The 14,227-nt window shown below is 57.6% G+C and carries 13 protein-coding genes; 5 read left to right on the top strand and 8 right to left on the bottom strand.

What is annotated here, in order from left to right; genetic code table 11:
* Window positions 1–4: 4 nt before the first annotated feature.
* The 5 genes from ACTRW9_RS13485 to ACTRW9_RS13465 all read right to left on the bottom strand — a co-directional run bounded on the left by ACTRW9_RS13485 (window position 5) and on the right by ACTRW9_RS13465 (window position 3,465).
* On the bottom strand, window positions 5–1,066 hold the full coding sequence (locus ACTRW9_RS13485; RefSeq protein ID WP_442429745.1) for a cytochrome b: 1,062 nt from the start codon (window positions 1,064–1,066) through the stop codon (window positions 5–7).
* A 38-nt stretch (window positions 1,067–1,104) separates the two neighbouring features.
* On the bottom strand, window positions 1,105–1,623 hold the full coding sequence (locus ACTRW9_RS13480) for a hypothetical protein (RefSeq protein WP_442429744.1): 519 nt from the start codon (window positions 1,621–1,623) through the stop codon (window positions 1,105–1,107).
* A 14-nt stretch (window positions 1,624–1,637) separates the two neighbouring features.
* Window positions 1,638–2,228 carry a peroxiredoxin family protein gene (locus ACTRW9_RS13475; protein ID WP_442427663.1) on the bottom strand — a complete coding sequence of 197 codons (591 nt, stop codon included), beginning with the start codon at window positions 2,226–2,228 and terminating at the stop codon, window positions 1,638–1,640.
* Window positions 2,229–2,699 carry a CYCXC family (seleno)protein gene (locus ACTRW9_RS13470; RefSeq protein WP_442429743.1) on the bottom strand — a complete coding sequence of 157 codons (471 nt, stop codon included), beginning with the start codon at window positions 2,697–2,699 and terminating at the stop codon, window positions 2,229–2,231.
* Window positions 2,700–2,787: 88 nt separating this feature from the next.
* The gene (locus ACTRW9_RS13465; protein WP_442429742.1) at window positions 2,788–3,465 is read right to left on the bottom strand and encodes a TIGR04283 family arsenosugar biosynthesis glycosyltransferase; all 678 of its coding nucleotides are present in this window, start codon (window positions 3,463–3,465) and stop codon (window positions 2,788–2,790) included.
* Window positions 3,466–3,772: 307 nt separating this feature from the next.
* Between ACTRW9_RS13465 and ACTRW9_RS13460 the strand changes: the two genes are divergently transcribed.
* Window positions 3,773–4,567: an arginyltransferase gene (locus ACTRW9_RS13460; RefSeq protein WP_442429741.1), complete on the top strand. Its 795-nt coding sequence runs from the start codon at window positions 3,773–3,775 to the stop codon at window positions 4,565–4,567.
* Between the two features lie 155 nt (window positions 4,568–4,722).
* Here the strand turns inward: ACTRW9_RS13460 and ACTRW9_RS13455 are convergent, their stop codons facing one another.
* On the bottom strand, window positions 4,723–5,517 hold the full coding sequence (locus ACTRW9_RS13455) for a hypothetical protein (protein ID WP_442429740.1): 795 nt from the start codon (window positions 5,515–5,517) through the stop codon (window positions 4,723–4,725).
* Window positions 5,518–5,693: 176 nt separating this feature from the next.
* On the opposite strand from ACTRW9_RS13455, the gene ald reads away from it, so the two are divergent.
* Together ald and dnaE are read left to right on the top strand one after the other, a co-directional pair.
* Window positions 5,694–6,806: an alanine dehydrogenase gene (ald, locus tag ACTRW9_RS13450; RefSeq protein WP_442429739.1), complete on the top strand. Its 1,113-nt coding sequence runs from the start codon at window positions 5,694–5,696 to the stop codon at window positions 6,804–6,806.
* Window positions 6,807–6,851: 45 nt separating this feature from the next.
* Window positions 6,852–10,316 (top strand): DNA polymerase III subunit alpha, encoded by a 3,465-nt coding sequence (gene dnaE, locus ACTRW9_RS13445; protein ID WP_442429738.1) that lies wholly within the window; start codon window positions 6,852–6,854, stop codon window positions 10,314–10,316.
* On the opposite strand, the gene ACTRW9_RS13440 is transcribed toward dnaE, so the two are convergent.
* Window positions 10,303–10,959 (bottom strand): hypothetical protein, encoded by a 657-nt coding sequence (locus ACTRW9_RS13440; RefSeq protein WP_442429737.1) that lies wholly within the window; start codon window positions 10,957–10,959, stop codon window positions 10,303–10,305. The genes dnaE and ACTRW9_RS13440 overlap by 14 nt on opposite strands.
* An 80-nt stretch (window positions 10,960–11,039) precedes the next feature.
* Between ACTRW9_RS13440 and ACTRW9_RS13435 the strand changes: the two genes are divergently transcribed.
* Together ACTRW9_RS13435 and ACTRW9_RS13430 are read left to right on the top strand one after the other, a co-directional pair.
* Window positions 11,040–12,353 (top strand): M16 family metallopeptidase, encoded by a 1,314-nt coding sequence (locus ACTRW9_RS13435; protein WP_442429736.1) that lies wholly within the window; start codon window positions 11,040–11,042, stop codon window positions 12,351–12,353.
* Window positions 12,354–12,465: 112 nt separating this feature from the next.
* Entirely contained in the window at window positions 12,466–13,176 is a 711-nt protein-coding gene (locus tag ACTRW9_RS13430; RefSeq protein WP_442429735.1) for an ethylbenzene dehydrogenase-related protein, read from the top strand.
* A gap of 9 nt (window positions 13,177–13,185) precedes the next feature.
* On the opposite strand, the gene ACTRW9_RS13425 is transcribed toward ACTRW9_RS13430, so the two are convergent.
* Window positions 13,186–14,112 (bottom strand): hypothetical protein, encoded by a 927-nt coding sequence (locus ACTRW9_RS13425; RefSeq protein ID WP_442427673.1) that lies wholly within the window; start codon window positions 14,110–14,112, stop codon window positions 13,186–13,188.
* Window positions 14,113–14,227: the final 115 nt, after the last annotated feature.

Below are 14,227 nucleotides of genomic sequence, written 5' to 3'. Positions count from 1 at the left end.
CCCTTTACATCGAGTGGGTCATGGTGGTGACCTTGCCCCAGATGATGAGCGCCAAAGACAGCACGATGCAGAACACGAGGACGGCCGTGGCCACCGGACGTTTTCGCCAGTCGCGTTCCGGACCCCGGTCGATGAACGGCACCGCGACGAGAAACAGCACGATGAGCGCGGGCGCGACAATCAGAAACGGCACCCACAGGTTTTCCAGCGCGTAGATCCAGACAAACTGCCACGGCGGTTTGGTGACCTCCATCCCGAACACCGGTTCGTCGCCCAACGGCGGCGCGATGGTGAGTGCCAGAATGCAGACGATGAAGAACACTCCCGCCCCCGCCATATTCAGGTATTGCAGGTGGCGGGTGAACGGCATGTGCCGCTGGACCACCGGCGGCGTGTCCATCTCGCTCGAAGTCCTGTGCGTCTCACCCACTTCAGGCTGACCCGGCAGGGGCGAAAGCCTGTGGTACTTGATATAGAACAGGTGCAGGCCGAGCAGCGGAATCGTGATGACGGGCAGCAGGCTGATGTGCGCCATGTACACGCGGTTGAGGATCGGCACCCCCTGCGCGAATTTTTCCGTCAGCGGGTAGCCAAGGATGCCCAGGTTGTCCGCCACCCAGTTGAAATGCATGAGCGCTTCATACCCTTCCTGATCCCACTTGAGCACCGTTCCCGTGAACAGGAAACCGATCATCATCAGCAGGAGGCCCACACCGATCAGCCAGTTCACTTCCCGCGGTGCCTTGTACGCCGCCGTGTGCGCGACGCGGATCATGTGCAGGAGCAGGGTGACGGTCAACGCCTCCGCCGCCCAGAAATGGAGTCCGCGCAGGAACCATCCCAGATAAACCTGGTCCATCAGGTAATGCACGCTGGCGTTGGCGCGTTCCGGATTCGGCACGTAAAACTGTGCGAGCAGGATGCCGGTGATGACGAGGATGGAAAAGGACGACAGCGTCATTCCGCCCAATGAGTAACGGATGGTGTTGGCGTGTTCGGGGATGGGGTACTCCAGCTCCTTGTAGCCGAGCCGGTCTTTCACTGTCTCAACGATTCCATTCGCCATGAGCGGCCTCCGGGGTTTGCCGGTGTGGGAGCCGGGGATTAAGAATCGGTCGGGCGCTTGAGAAACAAGATGCCGGCCACCAGACCGGATAAGACGGTGATGCCTACGGCGAGGCCGTAGCCCTTGCTGGACGAAGCGACCATTTCATGCGTCGCCTGTTCGATGTGCTGTTTTTCTTTCATGCCGGCCATGTCGTGTCCGGAATGATCCATCATCTCCCCCGGCATCGTGGAATCCATGGATCCCGGACCGAGACCCAGGGGGTCGTCCTCCAGTCCGAGGGAAGGAGAACTGCTGTGCTCCATGCCTGGCATCCCGGACCCCGTGCCGTAATCGACCGAATCGGCCGAACCCATTCCGTACTCGACGGGTTCGGTCGAATGTCCGGCATGCGAATTCATCGGCAGGTCCTCGATCAGTTTGACGGGGGAGCCGACGGCGGGTTCTTCCTCGATGGAGGTTTTGTGATCGTCGTGTTTTTCGCCGCCGTGAGCGAAGGCCAAAGCGGGCAGGCAGAACAGGCAAAGCATAAGAACCAGTATGCGTAAAGGAATCATATCCGGGTCACTCCTCAGGATTGCTCCACGAGTTGCTGGAATGCGGCCATCGCGTCTTCCGTCGCCCAGTCCCTCGGTCCGATGGCCTTGTGCACGATGACGCCGTTTTTGCTGACGATGAACGTCTCCGGCACGCCGGTGGTCTTGTACACCTGCTTGGCGATTTCCTCATCCGGGTCGAGCAGGACCGGGAACGTGAGGTTGTATTCTTCCATGAACGGCTGGATCAGTTTCTGATCCTTGTCCACGCTGATGGTCAGCATTTCGAATCCCCGGTCCTTGAACTTGTCGTACACCTTCTGCATGGAGGGCATCTCCACCTTGCAGGTGGCGCACCACGTGGCCCAGAAGTTGATGAACACCACTTTGCCGCGGTAGTCCTTGAGGGAGATCTTGCCGCCGTTCAGGGTGGGCAGTTCGAAGTTGGGTGCCAGGAACGCCTCCGCCGGGTACTCCGTCTCGAAGGGTTTCGGCGGCACGTTGTCCAGCGCCTTCAAAAAAATAAACAAAAGGGCCGCCGCAAGCAGGGAGTAGGGGATATAGACGCTGACAGGTTTCTTTTCCAGGACGTGTTCCATTTTCTTTTTCTGGGTCCGATCGTTCAATTACAGGTGCCGTTTGTAGGGGCGGTAAAACCGGTCATCCACCGCTTTCACGATTTCATCGAGAGTCTTGCCGGATTTGTACAGTTCGTACGCGTAGATCACTTCGTCGATGCACACTCCGCACTTGGAGCCGTGCATGGTGGTGAAGCAGGTCAGGAGCGTTTTGTGGCCGTGGTCCCGTTTGCAGTAACAATAGCAGAACTGGCTGTCGATCACTTTCGGGATTTCCGCCGCGTACCGGTAGGCGAGTGCCGCCTTGCCGGTGAACAGGGCCGGGGTCAATACCGGACGTGTCTCAATCAGGTTGCCCGTGGCCGGGGCCACCGGTGTGGGAGCCGGTTGGAGGTACAGGTATCCGCCGAACAGGATCGCTCCCACCACGGCACCGAACACCCCCGGGAGCGTGTATTTTTTGCTGGGTTTGGCAGACGCCAGCGGCTTCTGGTTCTTTTTGGACTTTTTCTTTCCCATGATTATCCGGTAGTGAAAGGGTGGGATTGAGGATGTATGTTTTCAGACATTATATAATTTAGGCTTTCGGCCTTTCAAGGGTTTTGGGTCACCGTTTGGGCGGGTACCATTTGCTCAGCCGGGCCGGAGAAAACCCCATCAAAAAAAGGGAAGCGATCAGAATATTGCGCGAAGTGGTCCAAATCAGTCCCTCGGCATGCCAGCGGCGCGCAGAGGTGGAAACAGCCTCCCGCAGGATCACCGTCCGGCCGCGTTTTTTAAGGCGGCGAAAGAAATCCAGGTCCTCGCAGATGGGCAAGGGAGAAAAACCTCCCAGTTCGTGAAACACCTCCGGCCGAACGAAAATGCCCTGGTCCCCGTACACCAGGTTCAGGTAGCGTGAACGCAGGGTGGCCAGGCGCGAAATGGTCTGCAAAGCGGGCTTTTCGGAGTCGATCGCCAGGCTGAAAGCGCCGCCGATGTGGTGGCCTCGTTTCATCACGGCAACCATGCGCTGGAATCCCGCCTCTTCCAGGTGGCTGTCGGCATGCAGAAACAGCAGGAGATCGCCTTTTGCGTGCCCGGCGGCGGCGTTCATCTGTGGCGCCCGGCCGCGCTGGGATTCGATAAAGCGCACCCCGCGCCGCTCGGCGATGGACCGGGTGTCGTCGTCACTGCCGCCGTCGCCGATCAGGATTTCGTATGGCGCGATCCGGGTCAGCCGCTCCAGCGTATCCGGGAGCAGGCGGGATTCGTTCCAGGTCGGTATGATGACCGATACGTTCAAGGCCGGTTCCCTTTTTCCGGTGGGTTCACCGGGCGGGGTTATCGAAATATGGATAGATTGTGTTGCGCCCCTGTCGCCGGAAGTAAAGCACAAAACTCCCTGCGTTACAACGGTTTGACCCTGAAGGGCGGGATTTGTGCAAAACGCAGCTCCATACAGGGTGGGATCAGACCCCGGCAATTTCAAAGCTGGGTGGCAAATCCGGCCTTCACCCTACATTTCGCCGCCAAAATGGTATAAAATTCATTTTAGTTGTTATGACGACCTGTTAATCCGAACTGTCCCATAGGTGTCTGGGGCTTTATTTATGCTCGCCCATTTTATTGATTCCAAACCGTTTCAGTGCGGCTACTTCAAGGACCGTCAGTCCTTGTTCGAAGAGTACCTGCTGGAGGATATCTCAGAAGTCGAATTCGACTACATGCTGGCGCACGGCATGCGTCATTTCGGGGAGTACTATTTCCGCCCCCGTTGCGGAAACTGCCACCAATGTGTGCCCATTCGTGTGCGTGTGGAGGAATTCCGCATGACGAGGAGCCAGAAACGGGCGCTCAAGGCCTGCGAGGGCATTGAAATCCGCATGGGGCTGCCCCAGTTCACCAAGGAAAAATTCCGCCTCTACCTCGAGCACAAGAAACGGTTCCACGCCCTTCAGGACGATGTGGAGGACGAGCAGAACTTCCGCCTGTCGTTTTACGTGAACACTCCGTTCGGAATCGAGTTTGAGTATTATTACAACGGCGAACTGGTGGGGGTGGCGCTGGCGGATGTGACCCAGCGGTCTTTCTCTGCAATCTATACCTTTTACAGCAATCCGGTATCGCAGATGAGTCTGGGCACCTTCAGCGTGCTCAAGCAAATCCAACTTTGCCAGAGGCGGGGCATTCCTTACTATTACATGGGCTACTTCATTTCACACAACCACTCGCTGGCATACAAGGCCAACTTTCGACCCAACGAAATTTACATCAACAATGAGTGGCGGCCCTTCCGCAATGCTCAGGGCGACTTCCTGGTGCCGGAAAGTCAGGTGTACTGGGTGAACAACGACGCTCTGGTCAAGGCCGCATCCCATTCCGCCAGGGTGGTGCAGTCGCTCTGATCCGGGCGCAAGCCCGTTTGATGTTCTTCCCTAAATAATTTTGAAGAAAACCAGGTAGAGCCAGATCACCAGCAGGACGTTGAAGATCACGCCGATGTGAAACAAAACGTTGAACAGCTTGCTGTAGGTGTATTTGTAGTCCACGTCTAACCCTCCTAATCCATGACCAGCGTGACCAGGCGCTGTGCCAGCGCCGAATTGCGGATTTCCTGAATCACCGGCGGATCCATCAGGTTCAGGCTCATGTAAAGCCGCTCCAGCCTGTCGAATGTGCTGGAGGCGATCATGGCCTGCCCGCCCGCGTCGCGGATTTCGTTTCGCCAGATACTGAGCACGCGCAGGGTTTTGAGGTTTTCCGACTGCGAAAGCGCCAGAGCCCCTTCATTTCCGATGCGGTTGGAACAAAGGTAGAGGCGCTCGATGCCGGTCAGGGTTTTGGAATTGGCCAGGGCCACCGCCCCCTCGTCGCCCATCTGGGTGCTGTCCAGGTGAAGTGCCTTGAGATTCGGGAAATTGGGGGATTCGGCAATGGCCTTCACGCCCTCCGGACCGATGGGATTGAAATCGAGAAACAACTCTTCCAGGTTTTGAAAGTGGGTCGAATTCGCCAGTGCCTTCGCGCCTTCAGCGGTGATGGCGTTGGCCTCCAGCATCAGGCATTTGAGCGGCTTGACCCACTCCGACCGGGCAAGGCTCCTGGCCGCACCGTCTCCCAGCAAATTGTGGTTCAGGTACAGAGACTGGAGGTTCCCGGAGACCTGTTCGAGGGTTTCGATCGCCGCATCGGTCAGCTGGTTGTTGCTGATGTACAGCTTTTCCACCTCAGGAAAGATTTCCCATTCCGCAAGGTGTTTCAATTCCTCGAGACCCAGGTCCTTTTCATCGAGATCCAGCATTTTTTCCGGCGCGAAATACTGGACCTGAAACATCTGGTCGAATTTGGTGTTCACTGCCTCATCCAATTCCAATTCCTCCGGGTGTCTCTTAATTTAGATGTTGCGGGAGTGCATTTTGATGTAATAATTTATAGGATTTCCGGGTAAATAGCAATCGGCCGGAAATCGCGTTTCCTCATCAGCTTTAGGACCGTTTTCCTGGTCCACAATCCATTCCCCAAAGCTTACATATGATTATTGGTGTCCCAAAAGAAATCAAGGAAGATGAATACCGCGTGTCCATGACCCCGGCGGGGGTGACGGAGCTCATCGCCGATGGCCACACCGTACTGGTGGAGGAGTCCGCAGGAGAGGGGAGCGGCATCTCCGACGACGATTACGGCTGCACGGGAGCGAAAATCCTTTCCTGCAAGGAGGTGTTCGAGCAGGCGGACATGATCATCAAGGTCAAGGAGCCCCTGCCGGAGGAGTTTCCACGCCTGCGCGAAAACCAGATCCTGTACACTTACCTGCATCTGGCGCCGGCTCCGGAACTCACCCAGGGCCTGCTCGACCGCAAGGTGGCGGGCATTGCCTATGAGACCGTCCAGTTGGAGGACGGTTCCCTGCCGCTTCTGGTCCCAATGAGCGAGGTGGCGGGCCGCATGTCCGTGCACGAAGGCGCGAAGTACCTGGAGCGCGAAAACGGCGGACGCGGCATCCTGCTGGGGGGGGTGCCGGGAGTCGATCCGGGACACATCGTCATCATCGGCGGCGGCATCGTCGGAATCAACGCGGCGAAGATGGCGATCGGCACCAGTGCGCGGGTGACCCTGCTGGACATCGATCTCGAACGCCTGCGTTTCGTTGACGACATTTTCGGCGGACGCGTGAAGACCATCATGTCGAACAAACTCAATTTGCGTGAGTACACGGCTATGGCGGATTTGGTCATTGGCGCGGTGTTGCTCACGGGAGCGCGGTCGCCGCGGCTCATCACGCGCGATATGCTGAAGAACATGCGGACGGGATCGGTCGTGGTGGATGTGGGCATCGACCAGGGCGGCATCCTGGAAACCTCACGCCCGACCACGCACTCAAACCCGATTTTTGAAGTGGAGGGGGTCATCCATTACTGCGTGGCCAACATGCCGGGGGCGGTGGCGCGGACCTCCACCTACGCGTTGACCAACGCCACTCTGCCGTATGCCCGGGAACTGGCGCGCAAGGGATTCAAGACGGCGCTGATGGAAAGCCAGCCGCTCCGCCACGGACTCAACGTGTACAAGGGGCACGTCACGCACCCAGCCGTGGCCGAGGCACTGGGAATGGAATACCTGCCGTTTGAAAAACTGCTGGACTGACCGGCCACTCCGGTTCGATCAACTTTTGTAAGGACAGGACGCCCCATGCGTCATTCCAATTTTGTGCACCTGCACGTGCACACGCATTTCAGCTTGCTGGACTCGTCGCTTCGCCACGAGGCATTGTTCAAGCGCGCCGAAGAGTTCAAGATGCCGGCGGTGGCGATGACCGACCACGGCAACCTGTTCGGGGCGATGGAGTTCTACCAGGGCGCACGCAAGCACGGTCTCAAACCCATCATCGGGTGTGAGGTGTATGTCGCTCCGGAAAGCCGGTTGAAGAAAGACGACAATTTCCGGCTGCGCGACGCCGCCCACCACCTCATCCTGCTCGCCCGCAACCAGACCGGCTACCAGAACCTGGTCAAGCTGGTGACCTCCGGTTACCTGGAAGGTTTCTATTACAAGCCGCGCATCGACAAGGAGCTGCTTGCCCAGCATGCCGAAGGCCTGATCGCCCTCAGCTCCTGCAACCGCGGCGAGCTCGCCCATTACATCAACAAGGAAAACCTGCCGCGCGCGCTCAAGATGGCTGAGCAGTACAAGGACATCATGGGCGAGGACAACTTCTATCTGGAACTGCAGAACCACAAGCTGGACTGGCAGGAACCGATCAACAAGGGTCTGATTGAGATCGGCAGGAAACTCGACCTCCCCGTCGTCGCCACCAACAACTGCCATTACCTCGACCAGGAAGATTTCCGTTCGCACGAAATCCTCCTCTGCCTGCAAACCGGCAAGACGATGGACGATCCCTATCGCATGAAGTACCACTCGGACGAGTATTACTTCAAGTCGCCGCAGGAAATGGAGGCGATGTTCCGTGAGATCCCGGAGGCGATCGAGAACACCATCAAGATCGCCGAGCGGTGCAACCTGGACCTTGAAACCGGAAGGGACAACCTGCCGGAATACCCGGTGCCCGAAGCGCACACGCTGTACTCGTATCTGGAAGAACAATCGCGGCTGGGACTGCAGGAGCGGTATGAGGAAATGGACAGGGCGGGGCAGGAGTACGACCGCGCGGTGTACGAGGACCGGCTGGACGAGGAACTTGCCATCATCAGGAAGATGGGCTATCCGGGTTATTTTCTCATCGTGTGGGACTTCATACGGTACGCGCGGGAGAACGGCATTCCCGTCGGACCCGGCCGCGGTTCGGCGGCGGGAAGCCTGGTCGCCTACTCGCTTCGCATCACCAACCTCGATCCCATCCACTACGGCCTCCTGTTCGAGCGCTTTCTGAACCCGGAACGCGTCAGCATGCCGGATATCGACATCGACTTCTGCATGGAAAAGCGCGACGACGTCATCAAATACGTCACGGAAAAATACGGCGGCCACGATTTCGTCACACAGATCATCACCTTCGGCAGTATGAACGCGAAGGGCGTCATCCGCGACGTCGGCCGCGTGCTGGGCCTGACCTACGGCGAAGTGGACAAGATCGCCAAGCTGGTGCCCAACCGGCTGAACATCACGCTCACCGACGCGATGAACGAGGAGCCGCGTTTCAAGGAGATGTCGAAGGAAAACGAAAATATAAAGGAATTGCTCGACATCGCCCTCAAGCTGGAAGGCCTGCCGCGTCACTGCTCCACCCACGCGGCGGGCGTGGTGATTTCGCCCAAACCGCTCACCGAGTTCCTGCCGTTGTACAAGGGCAACAACGATGAAATCGTGACCCAGTTTTCGATGAACAACATCGAAAAGCTGGGGTTGCTGAAGATGGACTTCCTCGGCCTGCGGACGCTCACCGTCATCCACAACGCGCTTCGGTTGATCCGCGAGTCGGAGGGCACGGAGCTCGACTTCGACGCCATCCCGAAAGACGATTCCGAAACCTACAAGCTGTTGAGCGAGGCCCGGACGCGCGGCGTGTTCCAGCTGGAAAGCTCCGGCATGCGCGACCTTCTGCTCAAGATGAAGCCGGACAGCTTTGAGGACATCATCGCGCTCCTCGCGCTGTTCCGTCCGGGTCCGCTGGAGAGCGGCATGGTGGACGACTACGTCAAGCGCAAGCACGGCACGCTCGAGGAGAAATACGAACTGCCGCAGTTGAAGGACATCCTGAAAGAGACGCACGGCGTCATCCTGTACCAGGAGCAGGTCATGAAGATCGCCAACGTGCTGGCGGGCTTCACGCTGGGCGATGCCGACCTCCTGCGCCGCGCCATGGGCAAGAAAAAACCGGAGGAGATGGCGCAGCAGCGTGAGAAGTTCTACCAGGGCAGTCACAAGAACAAGATTCCGGACAAAAAGTCCGAACGTATCTTCGACCTGATGGAAAAATTCGCGGGTTACGGATTCAACAAGTCGCACAGCGCCGCGTACGCCCTCATCTCCTACCAGACCGCGTATCTCAAGGCGCATTACCCGCTCCAGTTTTTCGGTGCGCTGATCACCAGCGAAATGGACAACACCGACAAGGTGATCCGTTACATCAACGACTGCCGCGAGATGGGCATCCAGATGATGCCGCCGGACGTCAACCGCAGTTTCCGCGACTTCTCGATCCACGAAGACAAGCTGGTGTTCGGGCTGGGAGCGATCAAGAACGTCGGCGCGTCGGCCATCGACATCATCATCGATACGCGCAACCAGGTGGGTGAGTTCACCTCGCTCAAGCAGTTCTGCGAATCGGTGGACCTCAACAAGGTGAACAAGCGTGTCATCGAAAGCCTGATCAAAAGCGGCGCGTTCGACTCCGTAGGTGAAAGCCGGGCGGGGATGATGAAGCACCTGCAGGCGTACATGGATATCGGACAGTCTCGCCAGCGCGACCGGCAGTTGGGTCAGTCCAGCATGTTCGATCTCCTGGGCGAAGAGGAAGAGGACATTGCGGTGTCGTCGGAACCCGCGGAGGAATGGAGCGACCACGACCGCCTGAAATTCGAGAAAGAGACCATCGGCTTTTACGTGTCCGGGCACCCGTTAATGAAGTACCAGAAAGACATCGCGTGGTTCACCGACGCCAATTCCGCCAACCTGTCCGAGCGACCGAACGGAAAGGAAGTCAGCATCGCGGGGGTGCCGTTCAAGATCATCACCAAGACCACGAAGAAGGGCGACAAGATGGCGCTCATGACGCTCGAGGATTTGCAGGGCACGGTGGAGGTGACGGTGTGGCCGGAGACGTACAGGAACTCACTGGAGATTCTGGATCAGGACGGTCCGATTCTCGTCAAGGGCACGGTGGAAGCCGACGACAACTGGCCGAAGGTGATCGCGAACGAGATTCGTCCGCTCGCCGAAGCGAAGGATCACTGGAAGGGAACGGTGCATGTCCACATCCGCACCCCGGGCCTGGAGAAGACCACCCTGCATTCGGTCAAGGACGTGCTGGCGCGGCATCCCGGCAACAACCAACTGCTTGTGCATTTCCTGTTTCCAGAAGGGGGGCCGGCGAGACAACGCACGGTCCAGAGCGAACTCAAGGTGAAGCCCTGCGACGAGATCATCGAGCAGATCGAGGAGTTGCTTGGCGAAAACTCGATCAACTTCGAATAGCGTTGCGCCATTCGAGGTTGTCGCGGATGAGGTTCTGCACCGCCTCCATCTGTTCCGCCTGCCGGGCGCGGGACAAGCGGAATGGAAGGTCCACCTCCACGCCGTTCTCTCCCTGCACTTTGGGATAAGTGATGAACGGCAGGCCGATCAAAAACGCGGGCAGGAAGAGTCCGCTGCCCGGCTCCACCGACTTGACGTCGTGCCACGTCAGCCATGCGCGCGGGTTGTGAAACGGAAAGTGCTTGCGCGAGTAGTGCATGGCGATGCCGTTTTTGCCGAGGGTGACGAAATAGTTGCGTGGAAACAGCGCGCGGTTTTGCAGGATGAGGTGCATCACACGCACGAGGCCGACGATCAACACCACCGAGATGGCAAACACTCCCAGGGTGGTTGCGTTCAGCGAGACGTCATCTTTGAATCCAAACAGCACCAGGACGACGACGCTGGCAAGGAGCACCGGCAGGGGCGCCAGCATGAACAGGCCGTAAAACCGGATTCCCAGCGCGGGGAGGCCGCGCGGAATCACCGCGTACAACCCGTCGCCGCAGTCGAAAAGAGCGGTATCCGGTTGATCTCCTTCGTGTTCCTCGAGAAAGACCTCCGCTTTTCGGAAATCCGTTTCGCACCATTCCGGTCGGCTCATGAATTTTCCAATTCCATCTCGGACGCGTTAAAATTGTGTGAGATAATAACGGTTTTTCCACCACCCCTTCAACAGGCTTTATGAACACCACCCATACGCTTGAAAATCGAACTCACTTCGATACCCTGGAAAACGGACTGACCGTCGTCACGGTCGAGATGCCGCACCTGCACACGCTGGACATCGGCATGTACATCCGTTCGGGCGTTCGTTTTGAAACACCGGCGAACAACGGCATTTCGCATTTCCTGGAGCACATGCTGTTCCGCGGCAACCGCAGGTATCCGGACTCGATCCTGCTCAACACCGAGTTCGAGAAAATCGGTCGCGGCCTGCGCGCTTCCACCTACACCGAACACACGCATTACGACTTCAGCCCGCATTATGAACAGTTGGAGCGGGGAATGGAACTGTTTTCCGATTTCTTCACCGATCCCCTGTTCCCCAGCATCGAAGTCGAGCGCGAGATCATCCTGGAAGAATGTCTTGAAGATTTCAACGCGGAAGGTGTGAACGTGGATATCGACTACCACGCATGCAAACTGCTTTACGGCGACGATCCACTGGGCTATCCCATTATAGGTACGGAGGAGTCGATCAAGGCTATCGATACGGATCAACTCCGCGAGTTTTTTGAAACCTATTACTGTCCCGGCAACATGGTGCTGGCTGGGGCCGGCGCACTGAGTCACGACCGCTTTCTGGAATTGGCCCGGCGCCACTTCGGCGGGTTTCCCAGGTGCGGGCGGGTGATCCCGAAAAACCATTTCGTCGGTTCCGTGAAAGAAAACCAGGAGAAGCCGGTCCTGTTCATCCAGAAGCATGACGACAGCCAGGCCCAGTTGCAGATCTGTTTTCGCTCGGTTTCCTTCAATGATCCCGACTACTACATTGTTTCGTTGATCGCGCTGATTTTTGACGACGGGACGGCGTCCCGTTTGCAAAAAACCCTGCGCGAGGACCGCGGGCTTGTGTACTCCGTGCAGGCGCGGGAGACCGCGCTTTCTGACTGCGGTACGTTCGACTTCGACGTCAACGCGCGTCCGGAAAAAGTGCTGGAAATTGCCGATATCATTTTCCGCGAGATCAAAACCCTGCTTGCCGAAGGGCCGAGTGCCGAAGAACTGGGTTTTGTGAAAAAGCGATATGCTTACGAACTGGAGCTGGAATACGATTCGCCCTACAAGCAGTTGGTGCGGTACGGTCAGGCCCCCCTCTACTCCACCGCGATTTCAGTTGAAGACGAACGGATGTTGATAGAAGGCATCACCCTTGATGATGTCCGCCGCGTCGCCCGTCGTTTGTTTGTGGCGAACGGACTCAACGTCGTGCTGGTGGGGCCGCATACTCCTCAGATCACACAGGGTTTGAATGAACTCGTTAACCGTTTTTAATTCTCTACCGAAAAATTTTTTCATGAAACAATACCTGTTTGGATTACGTTGGTTTCCTGCCGTGCTTACGGTTTTGATCACTGGCCTGGGTTGGGGATGTGGTTCTTCTTCAGTGAATTATGAGTCCTGTCTGAATGATGGATACTGCACCGGCAAGGTGAAAGTGACCCGCTATTCGGGATCCCTGCCGCTGTCCCCTCTATCTGGCTTCTGGACGGCGGCGCAGGGGCCGGAGCGCAAGGTGATCGAACTCGGCCCGCAGTTGATCACCAATCCACAGTGGCCCGATCCCTCGATCAAGAAAGTCACTCTCAGTGCGGCGCGTACGGATACCGAATTTGCCGTACGGCTGGAGTGGGAGGACTCGACCCGCGACGATGGACTGGACAATTCCCGGCTCTATACGGACCAGGCAGCGGTGATGTTTCCGCTGAAGGCAACCGGCACGCCGCCTCCCGTCACCATGGGAGCGGAAGGGGAGATGGTGAATATCTGGCAATGGAAAGCCGCGCGGCAGGTGGAGGTCGATGCGCTCAGGCAGACAGTGAAAGATCCGTCCACCATCAAATCGCCGGTGGAGGATTTGAATGCCGAGGGCTTCAGCACTCTCACCCGCCAGGCCCAGCAGGATGTGCAGGGGCATGGTGTGCGAACCGAGACCGGGTGGGTCGTGGTGTTCAAACGCCCTTTGACGACCGGAGACGAACTGGACCGGCCACTGGATGCGGCCACGGCGTTGGCCATTGCCATCTGGGACGGAGGCAACCGCGAGACCAACGGGCAGAAGGGACTCGCGGGTTGGATCGTGCTGGAGTATGTATAAGGGGTTTGTTCAGGCCTGCTGAACCGCAAGGTTGCGGCTGAACTTTTCGAACGTGCCTTCGAGATGAGGCACCAGCTTTTCCTTCAATTCATCCGGTACGAAATTGATTTTATCCACCGGCCAGTTTTCCACCTGGAAAATGTCCAACCCTTCCTTCTTGTAAGGTCCCTCCAACGCCTCCTCGTAGCCGTAGGCCAGCGCATTGGCGTAGACCTTTTGGTATTGCTCCTCCACGTCGGAACGGTCGCTCATGCCCGTCACAAACTTTCCGTAAAGTTCCTTGATGATGGGATGGGCATGCTCCTCGAAGTCCGGAGTGAGTGCCGGCCTCAGCGTGAAGTAGGTGATGAGGATGTCCTGCAGCAGGAATTTGAGTTCATCGACACCCGCGATTCGCGGGCGGTGATCGATGTCCAGAAGCTCGCGCAGCTGGCGTACGTTGCGGATCATGTCGAAGATGATGGATTCCGCCCAGGTGGCCGAGTTGGGAACGAAGAACACGCGGGCGAATTGGATGCGCCGTGAAGTGTCCACCATCTGCATCGCGGTGGTCGGACGCCTGCGGTTGGAGTAGGGGATCACGTCGCCCCACGTCGGCTGGTCCAGTCGAATCCGGTATTCGCGAAACTGTTCTTTCAAGCAGTCGCGGTAATACCGCATCAGCATCTCGAACACTTCCGGTTTGTCCAGCGGGGTCCCCTGAGGGAAATTGACGATGGAATAGAGACGTTTGACATTGGTGCGCGACACACCCGTGGGGTCGGCAACGAGGTAGGAGCCGCCCCACATACCCGCGGTTAGCGGGATGTCGGCCCCCAGGTCGGACCCAATACGTTCGCTGACTTCCGAAGCGATTTCCTGAAATAAATCGTGCAGGTAGTACAGGTTGATACGGGTCGCGCTCACCAATAATTTATTGGGTGCTTCTGGTGCCATGATCTCCATTTGCCTTGCTCCCTTCCTTGTTGGACAAGAAAGAAGCAAGAATTAGCATGAGCGGTTCGCAAAAGAAATCGAGCCATCTCCTACACAGCGTGCGGGAGAGGCTCAG

Origin of the sequence: Nitrospina sp. 32_T5 (assembly GCF_052156635.1) — a bacterium.
Lineage (GTDB): Bacteria > Nitrospinota > Nitrospinia > Nitrospinales > Nitrospinaceae > Nitrospina.
Note: the sequence above shows the minus strand (reverse complement) of the source record. Positions and strands in the feature narration are given on the sequence as shown.

What these genes read in the sequence shown, in the direction of transcription:
- dnaE (WP_442429738.1), top strand. Translation starts at nt 6,852, where the DNA reads ATGCGTCATTCCAATTTTGTGCACCTGCACGTGCACACGCATTTCAGC.
- ACTRW9_RS13480 (WP_442429744.1), bottom strand. Translation starts at nt 1,623, where the DNA reads ATGATTCCTTTACGCATACTGGTTCTTATGCTTTGCCTGTTCTGCCTG.
- ald (WP_442429739.1), top strand. Translation starts at nt 5,694, where the DNA reads ATGATTATTGGTGTCCCAAAAGAAATCAAGGAAGATGAATACCGCGTG.
- ACTRW9_RS13425 (WP_442427673.1), bottom strand. Translation starts at nt 14,112, where the DNA reads ATGGCACCAGAAGCACCCAATAAATTATTGGTGAGCGCGACCCGTATC.
- ACTRW9_RS13440 (WP_442429737.1), bottom strand. Translation starts at nt 10,959, where the DNA reads ATGAGCCGACCGGAATGGTGCGAAACGGATTTCCGAAAAGCGGAGGTC.
- ACTRW9_RS13470 (WP_442429743.1), bottom strand. Translation starts at nt 2,699, where the DNA reads ATGGGAAAGAAAAAGTCCAAAAAGAACCAGAAGCCGCTGGCGTCTGCC.
- ACTRW9_RS13460 (WP_442429741.1), top strand. Translation starts at nt 3,773, where the DNA reads ATGCTCGCCCATTTTATTGATTCCAAACCGTTTCAGTGCGGCTACTTC.
- ACTRW9_RS13485 (WP_442429745.1), bottom strand. Translation starts at nt 1,066, where the DNA reads ATGGCGAATGGAATCGTTGAGACAGTGAAAGACCGGCTCGGCTACAAG.
- ACTRW9_RS13435 (WP_442429736.1), top strand. Translation starts at nt 11,040, where the DNA reads ATGAACACCACCCATACGCTTGAAAATCGAACTCACTTCGATACCCTG.